The sequence below is a fragment of the Fibrobacter sp. UWH9 genome (genome assembly GCF_900129715.1).
In the GTDB taxonomy this organism is placed as follows: Bacteria; Fibrobacterota; Fibrobacteria; order Fibrobacterales; family Fibrobacteraceae; genus Fibrobacter.
This window is the reverse complement of the sequence record NZ_FQWP01000017.1, coordinates 1-16,224: the sequence shown is the minus strand read 5'-3', so window position 1 is coordinate 16,224 and position 16,224 is coordinate 1. Positions and strand designations below refer to the sequence as shown.

The 16,224-nt window shown below is 49.4% G+C and carries 15 protein-coding genes and 1 riboswitch; of the genes, 2 read left to right on the top strand and 13 right to left on the bottom strand.

Going from position 1 to position 16,224, the window contains the following annotated elements:
• Positions 1–114 precede the first annotated feature (114 nt).
• Positions 115–516, top strand: a complete 402-nt coding sequence (locus tag BUB94_RS12400; RefSeq protein ID WP_073159265.1) for a hypothetical protein — start codon at positions 115–117, stop codon at positions 514–516.
• Between the two features lie 101 nt (positions 517–617).
• On the opposite strand, the gene BUB94_RS12395 is transcribed toward BUB94_RS12400, so the two are convergent.
• A complete protein-coding gene (locus tag BUB94_RS12395) occupies positions 618–1,751 on the bottom strand; it encodes a nucleotidyltransferase family protein (protein WP_073237509.1) in 1,134 nt (377 codons plus the stop codon).
• A gap of 51 nt (positions 1,752–1,802) precedes the next feature.
• On the opposite strand from BUB94_RS12395, the gene BUB94_RS12390 reads away from it, so the two are divergent.
• Positions 1,803–2,087: a zinc ribbon domain-containing protein gene (locus BUB94_RS12390; RefSeq protein WP_249506250.1), complete on the top strand. Its 285-nt coding sequence runs from the start codon at positions 1,803–1,805 to the stop codon at positions 2,085–2,087.
• Between the two features lie 3 nt (positions 2,088–2,090).
• On the opposite strand, the gene BUB94_RS12385 is transcribed toward BUB94_RS12390, so the two are convergent.
• From BUB94_RS12385 to BUB94_RS12330, 12 genes are all read right to left on the bottom strand, one after another.
• Complete coding sequence (locus tag BUB94_RS12385; protein WP_073237506.1) at positions 2,091–6,053, bottom strand: response regulator; 3,963 nt, start codon at positions 6,051–6,053, stop codon at positions 2,091–2,093.
• 10 nt (positions 6,054–6,063) lie between these two features.
• Complete coding sequence (locus BUB94_RS12380; RefSeq protein ID WP_073159271.1) at positions 6,064–7,134, bottom strand: HD domain-containing phosphohydrolase; 1,071 nt, start codon at positions 7,132–7,134, stop codon at positions 6,064–6,066.
• 130 nt (positions 7,135–7,264) lie between these two features.
• On the bottom strand, positions 7,265–7,870 hold the full coding sequence (locus tag BUB94_RS12375) for a thiamine phosphate synthase (protein ID WP_073159273.1): 606 nt from the start codon (positions 7,868–7,870) through the stop codon (positions 7,265–7,267).
• Between the two features lie 92 nt (positions 7,871–7,962).
• Entirely contained in the window at positions 7,963–8,586 is a 624-nt protein-coding gene (gene thiE / locus BUB94_RS12370; RefSeq protein ID WP_073237612.1) for a thiamine phosphate synthase, read from the bottom strand.
• Positions 8,576–10,138, bottom strand: a complete 1,563-nt coding sequence (locus tag BUB94_RS12365) for a GGDEF domain-containing protein (protein ID WP_073237503.1) — start codon at positions 10,136–10,138, stop codon at positions 8,576–8,578. The genes thiE and BUB94_RS12365 overlap by 11 nt, the downstream gene beginning before the upstream one ends.
• 50 nt (positions 10,139–10,188) lie before the next feature.
• Entirely contained in the window at positions 10,189–11,499 is a 1,311-nt protein-coding gene (gene thiH, locus BUB94_RS12360; RefSeq protein ID WP_073237501.1) for a 2-iminoacetate synthase ThiH, read from the bottom strand.
• A 145-nt stretch (positions 11,500–11,644) separates the two neighbouring features.
• Positions 11,645–12,415: a thiazole synthase gene (locus BUB94_RS12355; RefSeq protein ID WP_073159283.1), complete on the bottom strand. Its 771-nt coding sequence runs from the start codon at positions 12,413–12,415 to the stop codon at positions 11,645–11,647.
• Positions 12,416–12,534: 119 nt separating this feature from the next.
• The gene (thiF, locus tag BUB94_RS12350; protein WP_175549731.1) at positions 12,535–13,218 is read right to left on the bottom strand and encodes a thiamine biosynthesis protein ThiF; all 684 of its coding nucleotides are present in this window, start codon (positions 13,216–13,218) and stop codon (positions 12,535–12,537) included.
• Between the two features lie 13 nt (positions 13,219–13,231).
• Positions 13,232–13,441: a sulfur carrier protein ThiS gene (gene thiS, locus BUB94_RS12345; RefSeq protein ID WP_170932259.1), complete on the bottom strand. Its 210-nt coding sequence runs from the start codon at positions 13,439–13,441 to the stop codon at positions 13,232–13,234.
• A riboswitch (TPP riboswitch) is annotated at positions 13,425–13,556 on the bottom strand. Its footprint overlaps the gene before it by 17 nt.
• Before the next feature lie 31 nt (positions 13,557–13,587).
• The gene (locus BUB94_RS17215; protein ID WP_073237497.1) at positions 13,588–14,535 is read right to left on the bottom strand and encodes a carbohydrate-binding protein; all 948 of its coding nucleotides are present in this window, start codon (positions 14,533–14,535) and stop codon (positions 13,588–13,590) included.
• Positions 14,498–15,070 (bottom strand): family 43 glycosylhydrolase, encoded by a 573-nt coding sequence (locus tag BUB94_RS17210; protein ID WP_073237495.1) that lies wholly within the window; start codon positions 15,068–15,070, stop codon positions 14,498–14,500. Before BUB94_RS17210 ends, BUB94_RS17215 begins: the two co-directional genes overlap by 38 nt.
• 285 nt (positions 15,071–15,355) lie before the next feature.
• Positions 15,356–15,949, bottom strand: a complete 594-nt coding sequence (locus BUB94_RS12330) for a hypothetical protein (protein WP_088666018.1) — start codon at positions 15,947–15,949, stop codon at positions 15,356–15,358.
• Between the last annotated feature and the right edge of the window lie 275 nt (positions 15,950–16,224).

Genomic DNA, 16,224 nt, shown 5'->3' with positions numbered 1-16,224 from the left:
GATTTCACCTTCTCTACATTTTTTCTTTCATTTTAACCAACCACCATTGCCACAATTAGATAGTTATGCTATATTTGTGATATTCATCACATTTGGGTTTTGTTGGAGAATAAAATGAGCATTGTCACAGGTACCTCTTCAAGGTACTGGATTGGCGGCAATAAGTCGCATTTCAAGCCTGATGCCAAAGGCAAGGGCGAATACATCTACATAGAAGATGCCGGTGAGGTTGAGCCCGGCAAGATGTGGCAGATGTCTATAACCTGGCAGCAACAAGACGATTCTCCTACTCACAGCAATAAATTACAGCAAGAAATGACCCTGACGGTCAATATTATTGGCGCTGGCAGCAAAATTATCAAGACTTACACGTCATCTCACAAGAACAAGGGGTACCAGAAGGTCAACTTTTGCATGCCCAAGGGCGCTGAACGCGTAGAATACAAGATTCAAAGAACACGAAATGCAGGCGGCAAGGTCAATTTAGGCTACAGCCTGCAGGTTTCCGAGCCGTAAAAGCTCCGAAAAATCGCATTTTCAAGGATTTTTTCATACACACTCCCGAAAAGCTGAAAGGAGATGGCGAAAGCCATCTCCTTTTCAGATTCATCATTAAGTTAGCGATTCCCTAGAGCCACCCTCCCCCGCCTTATTCTTCGAGGAATCAAGGAAATCGTGGTCTTCCAATAACGCAATTCATGCCAAATCGCCTCTGTGGCATCAAATTTCAACAGCCAAATAAAACGTTTGCGGTCAATAATCCAGCGTTTTAGCACAGGAACCCGATAATCAGCCGCATATCGTCCAAAATTGCCCCCGTTCATAACAACATTCAGCAGTTTCTTCCCTCGTTTTTTATCCACAGGGCAAAGTAGCTGATTTTCACCGAGACCAAACACTTCACGCATCAACCACATAACGGCACCGGCCATGTGAAACAAGCCAAATTCACCCAGCATTTTCGACACGCGCACCCGATCTTCTTCGGTAGAATTCTTTAGCAGCTGGTGATAGTCCACCAACTGGCGCAAACCCACTCCGGTACTGAAAAAATGCTGTCTCAAATGGGACAACTGCATTACCAGGGCAAAGGGAATACTCGGAACGCAAAAACCTTGAGCCACCTTCCAAGAACTACAATCCGCACAGGAACGAAGTTCTTCCAGCTCACCATCTAGAAAACGAAGCATGGCTCTCGTCTTATAGGGAGAAAAGCTGGACGTCGGACAGAAATGGACTTCCACCGTAATACCACCAAAAAGGCCCGGCTCAAGATGCACATGATGATCGCTAACATCATCCTCGGCATCTACGTGCAGGTTCATCTCCGTTAGAGTTCGCAAAACACCTTCGCGGCCACCTTCCAGCAAAATATCGATATCGCCGGCCTGACGGCAAAACGGATCGGGATACAGAAGCGTATTCGCCTGCCCCTTTAATATAACAGGATGCAACCCTCGGCCACAGAACATCTCCGTTAAATCGGCAGCCGTTTTATTCATGCGTTCATTTACCAGCTGAATCTTATGAGATTCAAACGACCACCGTAGCAATAGTTCTCGAGGGGGACGCTGATCATGAGGCAACTTTTCCACAGCACGAAACAGCACCCCAACCAGGCACTGCTTTACGGAGTAATCATGAACCCACCGCCATTCATCATCGGACAAGGCCCGAGGCAAGCAGGATTCTGTGGTCACATTCAAGGCAATCCGTAGCAACGAAAAATACAAGCCGTCTAAATTCTGCATACGTTCAACAAATGTATTAATAATTCACGCAACTTTTGTATATTGGAGCTAATGAAAGACAATTCCGTTACCATGATTTGCCCTCACTGCGGGGCCGAAATCAAGCCCGACGCCACCTTCTGCCGCCACTGCGGTAGCGACAAGAACACCGGCTGGAAAGATGGAGCCGAATTCGCAGACGAAGAGCTCCCCGACTACGAGGAAATCCTGGAAAATGAATTTGGAGACGATCCTAACAGCCCTTATGCCAAAAAGAAAAGCGGCTTCGGTGGCATTGTAGGCACCGTCGCCGCAATTATCGTAGCCCTGGCCTTTATTGCGGCCATGGTCCTTTAGTTTTTAGGCAATCGTCTTTTCCAGACTTTCCAGAACTTCGGCGGCTTCGCTAAAGTCATAATCGTCTACCAGTTCCTTCAGCTTGCCAATAAGTACGTCCTGGTTGTTCTCGAAGGAGATTCCCTCCACTTCATCCAGGCTGCGTTTGCAGCGGGTGGCGGAGCAGATATCCAAGGCGTCCTTCAGTTCCGTTACCAGCTTCTGAAGCTTTTCCTTGGCGTTGGGATCTTTCTTCTTGGCGACAACAACCTGCTCAGACGCAATACCTGACAGTACTACATCCAAGTCAGACGTAATTTCCTGAAGCAACTTCTCAAAGTTACTGAAATCAATGGCGTTACACTGCCCCTGGGAAAGCTGACTTTCTAGAGTTGCGCCCAGGTTCTGCAAATGGTTCGCACCGATGGTTCCGCACAAGCCCTTGATGGTATGCACAATTCGTGCAGCCTCATCGTAACGGACAGACTCGATCATCTGGCGCAAGTTGAAGGATGTTCCGCCGTAATCGCGGACAAAGCCCTGCAGAATCTTGAGGAACACGTTCCTATTGCTATTGGAATGGTACAGACCCGCTTCGGCATCCAGGTCGCGAATCTTCTGGAACTTGGCAAGGAATTCACTGTCTTCCTGGGACAGGTCCGAACTATCTCCGTCCGTAACCACCTTGCTGGATTCCGCAGCCACCGCCAGGAACTTGGCCAATTCCTCGTAAAGGAGGCTGGGGTCAATGGGCTTGACAATATGGGCATTCATGCCGGCAGCTAGACATTCTTCCGTATCCTTCTGGAAGGCACGGGCACTCATTGCCAGAATGGGCACATTCTTGAAGTACTCGTCTTCGCGGGCACGGATTTCCTTAGTAGCGGTCAGACCATCCATAATGGGCATCTGGATATCCATGAGAACCAGGTCGAAGGAATCCTTCTGGAGCATGTCCAGGGCTTCCTTACCATTGTTAGCAATCATGGAACTGAGACCCACGCTATTCAGCAGGGACACCGCCAATTCCTGGTTCATCTGGTTGTCTTCAACCAGAAGGATCTTGGCTTCCTTAAAGTAGATCTTGCTCTTTTCCTTCTTGACAGCCTTCTGGTAGGTTAGCTCATAGCCCATGGCTTCTTCCATGCTACTGAGCAGGGAACTGATCTGCAGAGGCTTGGGAACAAAGCTGCTGAATCCCAGATTCTGGGCCGCAGTCAGATCCTTTTCGTCAAAATGGATGGGGTGCATCAACACCTTGGGAATCCGGATCATCTTTTCATCGAGACCATGAACGAAGTCGAAGCCGTTCAAGATCGGCATGTCATAATCCACGATGAACATATCGTAGGGAGCTTCGCCAGCCTCTTCATGCGCCTGAATAAGATCCAGGGCCTGGTCAACGGACTCCGCCTCTTCTACAATGCATTTTAGCTTGGTCAGATAGTGGCGCAATACGTCACGGAGGTTTTCGCAATCATCCACCAGCAAGACATTCTTTCCGGCAAAGCGAATCTGATTCTTCCACTTGGGATCCACAGACTGGGCCGCAACAGGGAGTGTAATACTGAAGAAGAATCGAGATCCAACGCCAGCCACGCTTTCCACCTGCATCTGACCGCCCATCAATTCCACCAGGGACTTGGAAATCACCAGGCCAAGGCCAGTACCGCCGTACTTGCGGGTCGTAGAGCCATCAGCCTGAGTAAAGGCGTTAAAGAGACGTCCAAGCTGTTCCGGAGTCATGCCGATACCCGTATCCTTCACGGAGAAATTCAGTTTGACGCTGTTCTCGGTGCGGGATTCCAGGGAAACGATCAGGGAAATATCGCCCTTCTCGGTAAACTTGGTAGCATTGTTAATCAGGTTCGTAAAAATCTGGGAAAGGCGCAGCGGGTCACCCATCAAGATTTCAGGAATTTCCGGATCCACATTCACAATCAGTTCGATGGGACGTCCGGCAATACGGACTTCGGCCAGGGCAGCCACATCGCTGACCACATCGCGAAGCACCAACTGGGTAATTTCCAGTTCTTGCTTCTTGGCCTCGATCTTGGAGAAATCCAGGATGTTATTGATGATTCCAAGGAGGGACTTGGCCGCAGTACTTACACGGTCTACAAATCCTCTCTGATGTTCATCCAACTGGGTTTCTGAAATCAGGTGCGCCATACCGATAATGGCATTCATGGGGGTACGGATTTCATGACTCATGTTGGCCAGGAATTCACTCTTGGCCTGGGTAGCCTGCTCCGCAATTTCACGGGCAGCCACCACTTCAGAAATGTCGATCATGGTAAGCATGTAGCCCACGACGGACCCCTGCACCATCAATGTACAGCCTTCCCCACGGAACCAGGTTTCACTCTTGCCGTCCTGGGATTTAAGCACGAAGGAATCCTTCCAGATTTCACGCCTGCTAAAGGTATCCTTTAAGGATGTAATCACCGATTCAGGCAGTCCCTGTTCCTTCAATTCATCCAGAGACAGGCCGATCATCTTGCGCCATTCCTTGCCCAGGAAGTCTGCCAACTGCTTAGACATGTACTTCACACGCTTGGCTCTATCAAAAATCACCAGGATAGAATGGTCTGCGGAAAGCATAATGGTATCCAAAATGGTATCCTTCTGGATGCCGCTAGTTTCATCGTTGATCATGAACAGATAGCGCATTTCGCCGTTATCTTCCACAAGGACCTGGAAGAAAATGCCCCACCACGCCACTTCCCCGGAAGAACTCTTCACAGGCACAAGAATCTTGCGTTCGCTGGCGTGCATTTCGCCACCCATGGCCACACGATGCACAAATTTATTGAACTGGTCCGACGGGAAGAACTTGAACAGGATCTGTCCCTTCAAATCTTCACCACCATTCAGGAAGTCCGCAATAAAGGCGCTGGCATGCAAGATATCAAAGGTATCGTTCGTCAGGATAATCCTAAAATTATCACTCCCCAGAAGCGTATCGAAAAGGGTACTGGAGCTGACACTTTCGTTCAAGTCCCGCTGAATGAACTTGGTAAACAGTGTATGGGAAACGATAGCGGCACCACCCATCAACAGGAGCACCACCAGAGCCACCAACAGGAAGGTCTTGGAGGAATTTTCGTCTACGCCGGCAACGATCTTGTTCTGCTGACTCACATGAACCACATAGAAGGGCATCTTCTTGATGGGAGCCACCATGAACACCAGACGCTGTCGATGGTCGTTGGTCAATTCAAAACGGACAACTTTCCCTTCCATCAGAGTATCGGGCTTAAACTCGCTCAAGGCAAGCAGAAGCAGGTTTTCTACACTATCCTGCAGAACCTTGCCGCGGTTGGTTTCATACGGGAAATAGGTAAACAGGTTATCGTTGTCATTACCGGCCAAAAGGGTAATGCCACCTTCTTCCTTGGCTACAGCACCAAGAGAAAGTCGAACCTTGTGCAAGTCAATATCGGCAGCCACAGCGCCGCGGAACTTCTGATTCTTATCCCAGATCGGGTAAGAAATGGTCATGACCTGCTTACCGAAATCCTTACGGATTGTAGGGCCAGTTAGAGCGAGCCCCCTCTTACGGGAAGACTCCAGATACCAGGCCTTGGTACGATATTCCGCCTGGCCACTTTCCAGCTTTACACCCCTAGCAGATATAAATTCGCCTTCATTGCCCCCATAGTAGACATCCACGAGATCTTCACTAGACTGCAAGACCCTGTAGAGAATGGAGCGAATTCCCGATTCCTTGGCATTCTGAACACGCTTCGCCGCAGCGACAAATTTATCTTCGTCGTTTTTCAGCAAGGCTTCCACTTCAGAGAGAACTTTGTCCTGCAAAGCCGATTCCGTATTGGCGTATGCGGAATCAATCATCATTTCCTTGACGGTCAATGAGAAAAGGAAGACCAATAGAATGGAGGCGATAATCACGGGGACGGCAAAAACCGTCAGAATTCGGATTCTGAGCCTACGTCGCTGGGCGTTTAAAGGACTATGAGTCAATAGCTACTCCTTACTGAGCGCCATCCTTGAACTGTTCGTAAATACCGGGAAGAATGTCTGCAATTTCCATAAAGGCGTCGACCACATCGGGGTCGAACTGAGTTCCCCTACCGGCCTTGATTTCGGCCACGGCAACTTCATGGGGATATGGTTCCTTATAAGGCCTGCGAGATACAAGAGCGTCATAAACATCCGCCACAGACATAAGGCGGGCCCCCACAGGAATATCTTCTCCCTTAATCTTGTTGGGATAACCTTCGCCATCCCAGCGTTCATGATGGTTCAAAATAATATCTGCGCAAATCTTGACCAGAGGATGATTGCTCAGTTCCCTGGTCGCATTCAGAAGTACGTCATAACCCATCTGGGCATGGGTACTCATAACCAACCTTTCTTCATCGGTAAGCTTAGCCGGCTTTCTTAAAATATCGTCGGGGATACCCACCTTGCCAATATCATGGAGTGGTGCAGCCGTAGCGTAAAAATCAATATATTCCTTGCTAGTAATAGCGTGACTGAACTTCGGGTGGTTCTGCAGTTTCTCGGCCAGCATCTGGACCAACACCTGGGTACGCTTAATATGAGCGCCGGTTTCCGGGTCGCGGTATTCAGCCAGGGCACCCAAACTGGTCAACATGACCTTCAATGTCTTACGAAGATCCTTGGTTTTCTCGTCAACCAGTTCATGAAGATGGTCACGCTGTTGCTTAAATTCCAACTGATTCTTGATACGGAGACGTACCAAATCAGGATTGAATGGCTTAGTAATATAGTCGACGGCACCTAAATCCAGTCCCATCTGCTCACTTTTGGCATCTGCCTTGGCAGTCAAGAACAGAACAGGAGTATTATTCACCAAATTTAGGGCATGCATCTGGCGTAATGTTTCGTAACCGTCCATTTCGGGCATCATTACGTCCAGCAAAATCAGGTCAGGTTTAACCTTTTCTGTAAGAACAAGAGCCTTTTTTCCGTTCAAGGCAACAAAAATATCATAGTCGTTAGATAAAATGCCCTCCAGGACTTCAATATTCGTCTTGGTATCATCAATAACTAAAATCTTTGCTCTTGCTCGTTCCATGTTCCATAATATATGTTTAGAATTTCAAATAGAACAATCTATTTTATTCCAATTTGGAACATTTTTCGCGAAATTCGCTTAAAAAACGCATTTTGTAATTATTTAGTAAACACTTTTACAAAGTCTGTGATTAAACGCACAGTCTGTTTAGCTTAATAAAGGCATTTATGGAGTCGGCGTAGTTCCAAATTCCACCGATTACAGAAGCGCCAGACACCCCAAATTCCCTGGGAAGTTCCTTGAAAAGGTGGACATTTTCCTCGTCAATACCCCCAAAAAGGATAACCGGGCACTTGGGAGGATTAGAAGATAGGTGGGACTGCAGGAGGTCTAGTCCAACCGTTTTGACCGGCTCAAGGCCGGATAAAGGTTGAAAAATCGGGCCAACAAGAGCTCCAGACACCCATTCGGGCAATTGGGCCAGCTGCTCCAGGTCGCGGCAGTAAGCGATACAGTTTACGCGTTTCCAGGATTCGGGAACCGGTCCCATCAGGGATTGAGCCTCGGCCACGCAACCACGGACATCCAACTGCTCCGCCAGATCGGGAGTACCACGCACCCAGATTCGGTCGCGGTATTCCATGGACAAGGACAGGAGCCAACGTTCATAGGACTCCGGCGTATTGCGACGTTTCTGAAGGATCAGGCGGGTAAGGCCTCGCTTGAACATCTCTTCGATGTCATCATATTCACCGGCAAAATCATCGGGACAAGTGGTCAGCCAAAGTCTAAACATAATATCAGTTTGGAGTCAGGAGCGTCGGGTTAAGTGCTGATGCGTCGGGCTAGATGCGGGACTCGTCGGGCCAGTTCTGCCGCGTCAATAGGTTACAGCGCCAGGAAGGCAGCCTTCAGTTCGCGGGCGGCAGCTTCGGGATCAGCGGCCTTCTGGATGGCGGAAACGGCACAGATGCCTGCGATTCCAGAGCCCTTCAGCACATCAATGTTATCCTTATTCAGGCCACCGATAGCATTCACGGGAATGGGAACCGCCTTCACGATTTCCTTCAGAGTATCCACGGAAGTGAGGATGGTGACGACCTTTGTGGTTGTGGGATAAATGGCGCCCACGCCACAATAGTCTGCGCCCTGTTCGTAAGCTTCAAGAGCCTGGGGCACAGTCTTGGTGGTAGCACCCACAATCTTATCCGGCCCCATGAGCTTACGGGCTGTAGCCACCGGCATGTCGGTCTGGCCCACATGAACACCTTCGGCACCGATGGCGAGAGCAACGTCCACACGGTCATCGATAATCAGGGGCACGTTGTAGCGGCTGGTGATTTCATGAACGGCGGCAGCCAACTCCATGTATTCGCGAGTAGACTTGTTCTTTTCGCGAAGCTGGATGATGGTGGCGCCACCCTTGCAGGCTGCCTCCACAGAAGGCAAGAACTTTTCGGCGGGAACGGTAGAACTGTCGGTAATAAAGTAGAGGGTGGTATCAAGATTCATGGGCTGCGCCAATATCCTTTACGTACAAATACAAGGTCTGGTTTTCTGCGGTGTAATCATCGGAGGGAATCATTTCCATCATCACACGGCGGTAACCATCGGCAGAAAGTCGCCTATAGAAAATGCTCAGAGAGGTGTTACCCTCCGTAAAATAACTGCGTAAGAATTCCAGGGAAGTTTTTTCCAGGTAGCCGTTTAAGTCTTCGGCATAAACCTGCCCGGACTTTCCAAAGCCATGAAGCCATTCGGAAATCTTATGGGAGAAGCCCTTCTGTTCTGTTTTCTCATCCTGGTTCATCTTGATGATTCCATAGGAATCAGCCGTCAGGTTGACCTTCAAAATCTTGGTGTAGGAATTGCAGACGGCATCAAAGGCTTCGCGCTGTCCTCGGCGGTCTACGCCCTTGGATTTGTAATACTGTTCCTTATCATGATACATCATCTGGTCAGCAGACTTTTTCAATTCCATCAGGCTGGCGTTAGGCATATCCCGTTTGGCGGCATAACCAACAGAAAGAGACATGTCCTTTATTCTCTGGCCTTTCCACTGGTCAACTTCATTTTCAAGCCTGTCCTTATATTTCTTGCCGGATTCATCGGAATGTACAACAACAATAAATTCATCGCCACCCACGCGATAAACCTTGCCGCTGCCGGAAAAAGCGTTGGTAATGCAAAGGCTGGCCCCCTGGATCAGTTCGTCGCCAGCAAGGTGACCTAGGGTATCATTAACCTGTTTTAAGCTATTCAAGTCCACAGAAAAAAGAATCAAGTCATCTTCTATGGGATGATCCTCGTATCGCTTAAGGTCTTCTTCGTAGGAGCGTCGATTGTACACCTGGGTCAGTTCATCGGTAGTAGATGCAAGCACCAGGCGATCGTTATGCTCCCTTGATGCAATGAATACGTGAATGATTGTACAGCCTACCGCATAGCCAACAGCATAGAAAGGTGCGTTGGGGAAGAAAAACTGGAATATGCCGCACAATATGGGAGCCAACACGAAAACAAAGACGGCGGCATATTGCTTACGGGTATCCCCCTTCTTACTTAAAGCAGAAATTGCAGTAATCAAGCCAATCAACACATAGATAAAGTACTGGTTAAAGAACGCAACCTGCCTAAAGGCTTCGCATCGGTATTCGTTATTGGGACCAATGGTAAAGATGGTGGGAACGAAAATATTCCTTATTACCAAGGCTGTCTGAAAAACAACCGCCAAAAGAACCAGCGCACGGTAAAGCCTTTTGTGGTGAATTTCGCTGCCCAGATAAACCAGAACAAAATGAAGCCAGACGTACGCCGTGATTACCGTAAAAATATGGAATCCGGTAGTGATCCCAAAAAGGAGCGACGGATGGCCAACTTCGGGCATGGCCGCAATTCCCCACAGGGCATCCTGCAAGCAAAAGAACACGCACCAGGAAACAAGAATTCGATAAGCCTTATCTACAGGCGAGGCTTCGTTCTTGTAGGTATAGGCATGCCACAAGAAAATCGCCAGAATTATGGCGAAAGTCAAAGAAGCAATCCAGTAAAGCGCCTGTTCCATCGCAAATAATCTAAATAAAAATCAAGTCGACGGCATCCCGATGGTTTAAACTACACGTACAAATAGTCATTTAGCACGGGCTGGAGGCCTTCGCCGCTAATATCCTTGTACATGGCGTTGAAACTACGGTTGTCGTTGATTTCGAACTGCTCATCGCCCTCGGCATCGGAGGTTTTCTTGCCGGCGTTTACGTCGGCGGTTTTGGTTTTAACCTCGTCGTCGCTGTCCTTGTACTTTTCCTCGTGGTCGCCAACGCCTGTGGATACACCTGCGGAAACCTTGGTAGCGGCAATCTTTACGATGCCGTTGCGGAATTCCTTGGATTCGCGGCTGGAGACGGTAATGCCAACAAAGGGCATGAAGATGCGGTAGGCGCACAGTACCTGGCAAAGTTCCTTTTCGTGAACGTCAAGAGGATTGATCTTGTCGTTGTTCACGATGGGGCGAAGGCGGGGGCAGGACAGGCTCATTTCTGCATGAGGATACTTCTTCTGCAGATAGAACACGTGGAGGGCGCTGGCCAGGGCATCTTTGCGGAAGTCGGAAAGGCCAAGCAATGCGGAAAAACCGCAGCCGCGCATGCCTCCCATAAGGGCGCGTTCCTGAGAGTCGAAGCGGTACGGATAGATACGCTTGTGACCCAGCAGGTGAAGCTGTTCGTAGCGGTCCTTGTCGTAGGTTTCCTGGAAGACCGTCACGTAGTCTACCCCACATTCGTGGAGGTACTTGTACTCGTCGGTGTTCATGGGGTAAACTTCGACACCCACCATACGGAAGTACTTGTGGGCAATCTTGCAGGCTTCGCCAATGTATTCCACGCTGCTCTTGGCGCGGCTTTCACCCGTAAGGATCAGCACTTCTTCCATGCCGCTGTCGGCGATGACCTTCATTTCGTGTTCGATCTGCTCCATGGAGAGCTGCATGCGCTTGATTTTGTTGTAGCAGTTGAAGCCGCAATAGACGCAGTAGTTTTCGCAGTAGTTGGCGATGTACAGCGGAGTAAAGAAGTACACCGTATTGCCAAAGTGCTTGCTTGTTTCCAGCTTTGCCTTCTGGGCCATCTTTTCCAGGAAAGGAGCGGCGGCAGGAGAAAGGAGCGCCTTAAAATCTTCTACGGTGCAAGTGTGATGGTCCAATGCAGCTAGCACATCACGGGCCGTGTACTTACTGAAGTCTACGGAATCCACATGACCCATGACCTTGTCGTGGATGTCGGACTTGATGACTTCCATGCCCTTCATGTATTCCATATGGTTGGAGCGCGCGGAAGGATCTGTTTCGATACGGTGCTTACGGGCCAATGCCTCGGGAGACAAGGTATCGGAATCAATAAAATAACGTTCGTCGTGATAATTGTTCATAAGCTATCAGTTATCAGCCCGCAGCTTCGCTGCTATGAGTTGTGAGATAAATAATCGCGGCGAAGCCGCCTTGCTTTAAGCTCAAAGTGAGCATCCGCAGGATGCGAACGTGCTCATACCTGAAAGCGAAGCGACCTCGTACCTGTTAGTCTCTCAGGAATCCTGTAAGGGGATCGCTGGCGGCGGCACCACGAACCAGCACGCGGCCCATACCGGAGAGGTAGGCGTTGCGGCCAGCTTCGATGGCAGACTTGAAGGCGGCGGCCATGCGAGGCAAGTCACCGGCGGTAGCAAGAGCCGTGTTTGCCATGACAGCAGCGGCACCCATTTCCATAGCTTCGCAAGCCTGGGAGGGCTTACCGATGCCTGCGTCCACGATAATCGGCAGTTCAATTTCATCAATGAGAATCTGGATGAAATCCTTGGCGGAAAGACCGCGATTGGAACCAATGGGAGCGGCCAGAGGCATCACTGCGGCAGCACCGGCATTCACCAGGTCGCGTGCCACGTTCAAGTCGGCGTGCATGTAAGGCAGCACCACAAAGCCTTCCTTGGCAAGAATTTCAGTAGCCTTGATGGTTTCGTAGTTGTCCGGCAGCAGGTACTTGGAGTCGCGCATGATTTCGATCTTCACGAAATCGCCGCAGCCCAGTTCGCGGGCAAGGCGTGCTATACGGACTGCTTCGTCGGCGTTGCGGGCGCCAGAAGTATTGGGCAGAAGGGTTGCACTCTTGGGAATGTAATCCAGGATGTTTTCGTGTTCCTTGGTATTGGCACGGCGAACGGCGCAGGTAATGATTTCTGCACCGGCGTACTGCACCGCAGCCTCAATCAGCTTCAGGGAGTACTTACCAGAACCGAGAATAAAGCGGGAGTTGAACTCATGACCGCCAAGAACAAGTTTATCGTTTTCCATATATTAGGGCGCGCCAAAGGCGCTTTGAGGTTTGAGGTCGCTGCTTCGCAGCTTCGAGGTGCGAGGGTTACGAAACCAGCTACACTTCAACATTTTTCTTGAAAAATAAAAAAGTGGGACTACTTTGGCTCCATTCCACAGATCAAGCGCACTACGGTTTGCGCCTGGTGGGCGGCGCAGGCCATGACGCGGGGAGCCACAAGCCCTACCCCATCATTTACATCACTGACGCCATCGCCGCACAAATAAAACTTCTTGGAAACCTTGCGGGTCTGAATGCTGTTGGCATCCCCAAAGCCAGCCATTCCGGAGGCCGCCACCAGAAACTGCGCAGCACTCTTCGAAGTTGGCGAAGAACCTTCCGCAGCATTTGCAGATCGTTCGGCGTTGCTTTCCAGAACACCGTTCACCAACATGGCCTTGCACTCCGCATTGTCAAAGGCCTCGCAAACGATGTCGGCCTTCCCTACCAGTTCCATCAGGTTTTCTTCCGTCACTCGGGCCTGATGAACTTCCAGTTCAATATAGGGTGCAATTTCACGAAGGTTTTCTGCCAAGGCAACAGGCTTAGGCATTCCCACCTGACAAGCCTTGTACTGCTGACGGTGCAAATTGGTCACGTCAACGCAATCAAAATCAATAAGGATAAGTTTGCCTACGCCGGCACGTGCCAAGGAAATAGCCACATTGGAACCAAGACCGCCAAGTCCGCAAACAGCAACCGTTGCCGCCTGCAACTTCTGGACGTTTTCCGCCCCCTGACGTTCCACCAAGGCAGAGAGCATTTCCTCTCGTGAGGGCATGCGCGGTTCCAAACTAGCCCCCTCCCACAAAACTGACAACTTCCAGAGAATCCCCTTCTGCAAGGAGAGTTTCGCCATACTTGGCCTTTGGCACAATATCGCCATTCTTTTCAACAGCGATGCGCTTGCAGTCGAAATTTGTGGTGGAAAGGTATTCCGCGACGGTCTTGCCAGCAAAAACGGTTCCGTCTGCTTCGATGTCAATACCATTTACTTTAATCATCATACCTCCGTTGGCATTATCCAAATCAGGTGCGGTCGAAATCTACGCGGCGCCAACTCGGCTACCAGGCGAAATTTCCTCTCAGCCGGTTTAACCAGCTCCCGTATAGCTTAAAATTAGGAAATCTTAAAATTCTCGGCAACAGGTTACTTCACCTGTCCCATGGAATTCAAGAGGTAGACATTCTGGAAACCATTGCGGTTCAAGCGAACGCTATAAGTATCACCCATGCGGGCAACCGTATAGCGAGCTTCCACCGGCCAAACCTTCGCATGAATAGCAGAACCTCCACACTCGCCATCATCAACAACACATTCGGTGTTGCCAGATTCCGCGTTTTCACTAGAACTGGATTCCGATTCTACCGCCTTCGACTTGAACATGATGTTTCCCACAGCCACTTCGCCAGAAACCTCACTTGCAGTAAGGAAGAAATCCTGCACGCCAGCCAGCTTCTCGTCGCCACCAAGAGCGGAACATTCCACTTCATTCCAGCCACCAGCAGATGCAATTCCTTTGCCCAAGTCACATTCAGAAATTACGGTACCGGACTTGGAGCCTGAACGAAGAGTCAACTTACCAGAAGAACCCTTCACCTGAACGCGAACTGAATTGCTGGCAATGGAATCAGTAACCACATTTTCGAACAAGGCGTAGCCGCCATCCTTCATGGCGAGTTCATCCTTTTCGTTCAAACGGATGCGGATTCCATTATCAAAGCCGTTTCCGGGAATGGTATCGCGGATAACGCGGAGGAAGTCGATGCGGTCCAGTTCCGCAAAGTTGGAACCATTGGGCACAGGACTTACATCAATGAAGTTGCCGCCACGCTTAAGTGTGGCAGGAATCAACACTACAGACTTTTCCGAGAATTCTCCCCAGGCACCAGTTGCAGGAAGCTTAACATCCTGAGCCACGCCGTTGACCGTTACGTTATGCGTAGCGGTACCCGTACCGCCGTTGGCGTAACGATAGCGCAGCAGATAATCGCCAGCCTGCATAATGTTCATGGGCAGGTGAATCTTGGAGCCCTTGGTATTGATATAGCCCAGGTATTCATTGCCGGAGGCCTTGGTACCGCGAGTCACCAGCATTGTCGTAGTAATGATGGACAAAACGAATACGGTTCAAGTCCTGGAAGGCTTCACCACCGCCTGGACCCACATAACGGCCATAGCGTTCCAGCAAGAGAGTTCCACCGCCGTTCAACATGGAGTAGCCGGCACGGTCCACATAAGGTCCAGTCACCTTGTCGGCGCGACCATAGGCAGTCTTGTAGGTGGTCTGTTCAATTTCATCCTTCTGATGGCAGCAATAGTCCCAAGCAGTAAACAGGAAATACGGACCGTTATGTTCAATAAGGCTGGGGCCTTCTTCAGCGCCACCGCTGGCCTTACTGGTGCGGCGGGCAATGTTGTAGACAGTCTTGTCATCCTCGGCCTGGTAACCGGTCTTTTCATCCAATTTAATCAACTGAATTCCTAGACCAAAAGAACCGAAAGCCATCCACAGTTCCCCTTCCTTGGTGCAGACCAGGTCGGCATCGATGGCGTTATATGCGTCTACACCATCCTTGGTATGGAAAACGTGTCCCTTATCAGTCCGGCCATAGCCAGCCGTACCCGGCACTTTTGGGCGAGTCGGCCCCGTCAGTCAATACGGCCAGCTCCAGGCCGGTACCAACAGCAGCGCCATCGTCGCCACAAGTTCCGAAAGCACTACTTTCATCGGCAATATCACTGGCAAGCTTGCTGCCAGCTACAACATCACCAAGGTGATCGTGAAATAAGAAGCTCCGACAGAAATATTAAAAGAGGCCCGGTCATTAACGACCGAGCCCCTTTTATGTTGCGCCGCCTCTCCATAACATAGGCAGCAAGAACAATCAATGAAGCAAAAGGCGAATTCACATTTTCACTCTTTCACTTTCATAAGTTCTTTCGTGGAAGCAGATTTCCTTCGATTCTTGATCATCTCCAGCTGTTCCCTGTCGCAAAGACCGGATATGTTGATATCGTTTTCACCAGAAAAAATCTGTTTTTGCCTTCCAATATCCAATTCATATGTCCATTTCATTCTCTGAGTTACACCGAAAAGAGCGCGCACATAAAGAGAATCGCTCCCCTTAAAATAAAAATCAATCAAATCATACGGAGCAACCGATAAAGAAAAAGAACAAGCATCATTTCTTAAGCAACGAGAACCCGATGTACCAGCAAAAGGATTTATCTGAATTTTACTCATATCAAGACCAATCAAATCCGCTTCAAAAGAAGCAAAAGTCTTTACACTTCGGCCTTCTATCGTAAAGGAGATGTCATCCAGCATCTCATAATACGTCAACACAAATCCGCTATCGCTCCCTACAAAGACACTCGTGTCCTTGTAAAAGCAGAAGTTGGCAAAAACCGGATCAAATTCATCGGAATCAGGCGATTCTACCGCAAAACACAGCGACACAGACAGCGCAACCCATAGAGCTATTTTATAAATCATACCGTTGGTCATGAATCTCCCCCAAGTCTCCCTAGAAATTTCCAAACAACTTAAAAATATAAAAACCCTGCGAATCAATAATCGCAGAATTTTTCAAGCTACTTAAATATCAGACGGACATACATAATTTTCAGCAGGACATCCAATTTTTCCATTTTTCCCCATATCCGATAGGGCGAATAAGTTTTCAGTGGCGAATTTAAGTCGCCAAGTAAATTTGTTTAACTTGCCTAGAAATATACTCTAATGGGGTGAGAAATCCAAGTCGTTTTCTCGGCCGATTGTTC

Excerpts from the sequence above, each read along its gene's own strand:
- BUB94_RS12400 (WP_073159265.1), top strand. The coding sequence starts at position 115 with ATGAGCATTGTCACAGGTACCTCTTCAAGGTACTGGATTGGCGGCAAT.
- BUB94_RS12395 (WP_073237509.1), bottom strand. The coding sequence starts at position 1,751 with ATGCAGAATTTAGACGGCTTGTATTTTTCGTTGCTACGGATTGCCTTG.
- BUB94_RS12390 (WP_249506250.1), top strand. The coding sequence starts at position 1,803 with ATGAAAGACAATTCCGTTACCATGATTTGCCCTCACTGCGGGGCCGAA.
- BUB94_RS12380 (WP_073159271.1), bottom strand. The coding sequence starts at position 7,134 with ATGGAACGAGCAAGAGCAAAGATTTTAGTTATTGATGATACCAAGACG.
- BUB94_RS12375 (WP_073159273.1), bottom strand. The coding sequence starts at position 7,870 with ATGTTTAGACTTTGGCTGACCACTTGTCCCGATGATTTTGCCGGTGAA.
- thiE (WP_073237612.1), bottom strand. The coding sequence starts at position 8,586 with ATGAATCTTGATACCACCCTCTACTTTATTACCGACAGTTCTACCGTT.
- BUB94_RS12365 (WP_073237503.1), bottom strand. The coding sequence starts at position 10,138 with ATGGAACAGGCGCTTTACTGGATTGCTTCTTTGACTTTCGCCATAATT.
- thiH (WP_073237501.1), bottom strand. The coding sequence starts at position 11,499 with ATGAACAATTATCACGACGAACGTTATTTTATTGATTCCGATACCTTG.
- BUB94_RS12355 (WP_073159283.1), bottom strand. The coding sequence starts at position 12,415 with ATGGAAAACGATAAACTTGTTCTTGGCGGTCATGAGTTCAACTCCCGC.
- thiF (WP_175549731.1), bottom strand. The coding sequence starts at position 13,218 with ATGCCCTCACGAGAGGAAATGCTCTCTGCCTTGGTGGAACGTCAGGGG.
- thiS (WP_170932259.1), bottom strand. The coding sequence starts at position 13,441 with ATGATTAAAGTAAATGGTATTGACATCGAAGCAGACGGAACCGTTTTT.
- BUB94_RS17215 (WP_073237497.1), bottom strand. The coding sequence starts at position 14,535 with ATGCTGGTGACTCGCGGTACCAAGGCCTCCGGCAATGAATACCTGGGC.
- BUB94_RS12330 (WP_088666018.1), bottom strand. The coding sequence starts at position 15,949 with ATGACCAACGGTATGATTTATAAAATAGCTCTATGGGTTGCGCTGTCT.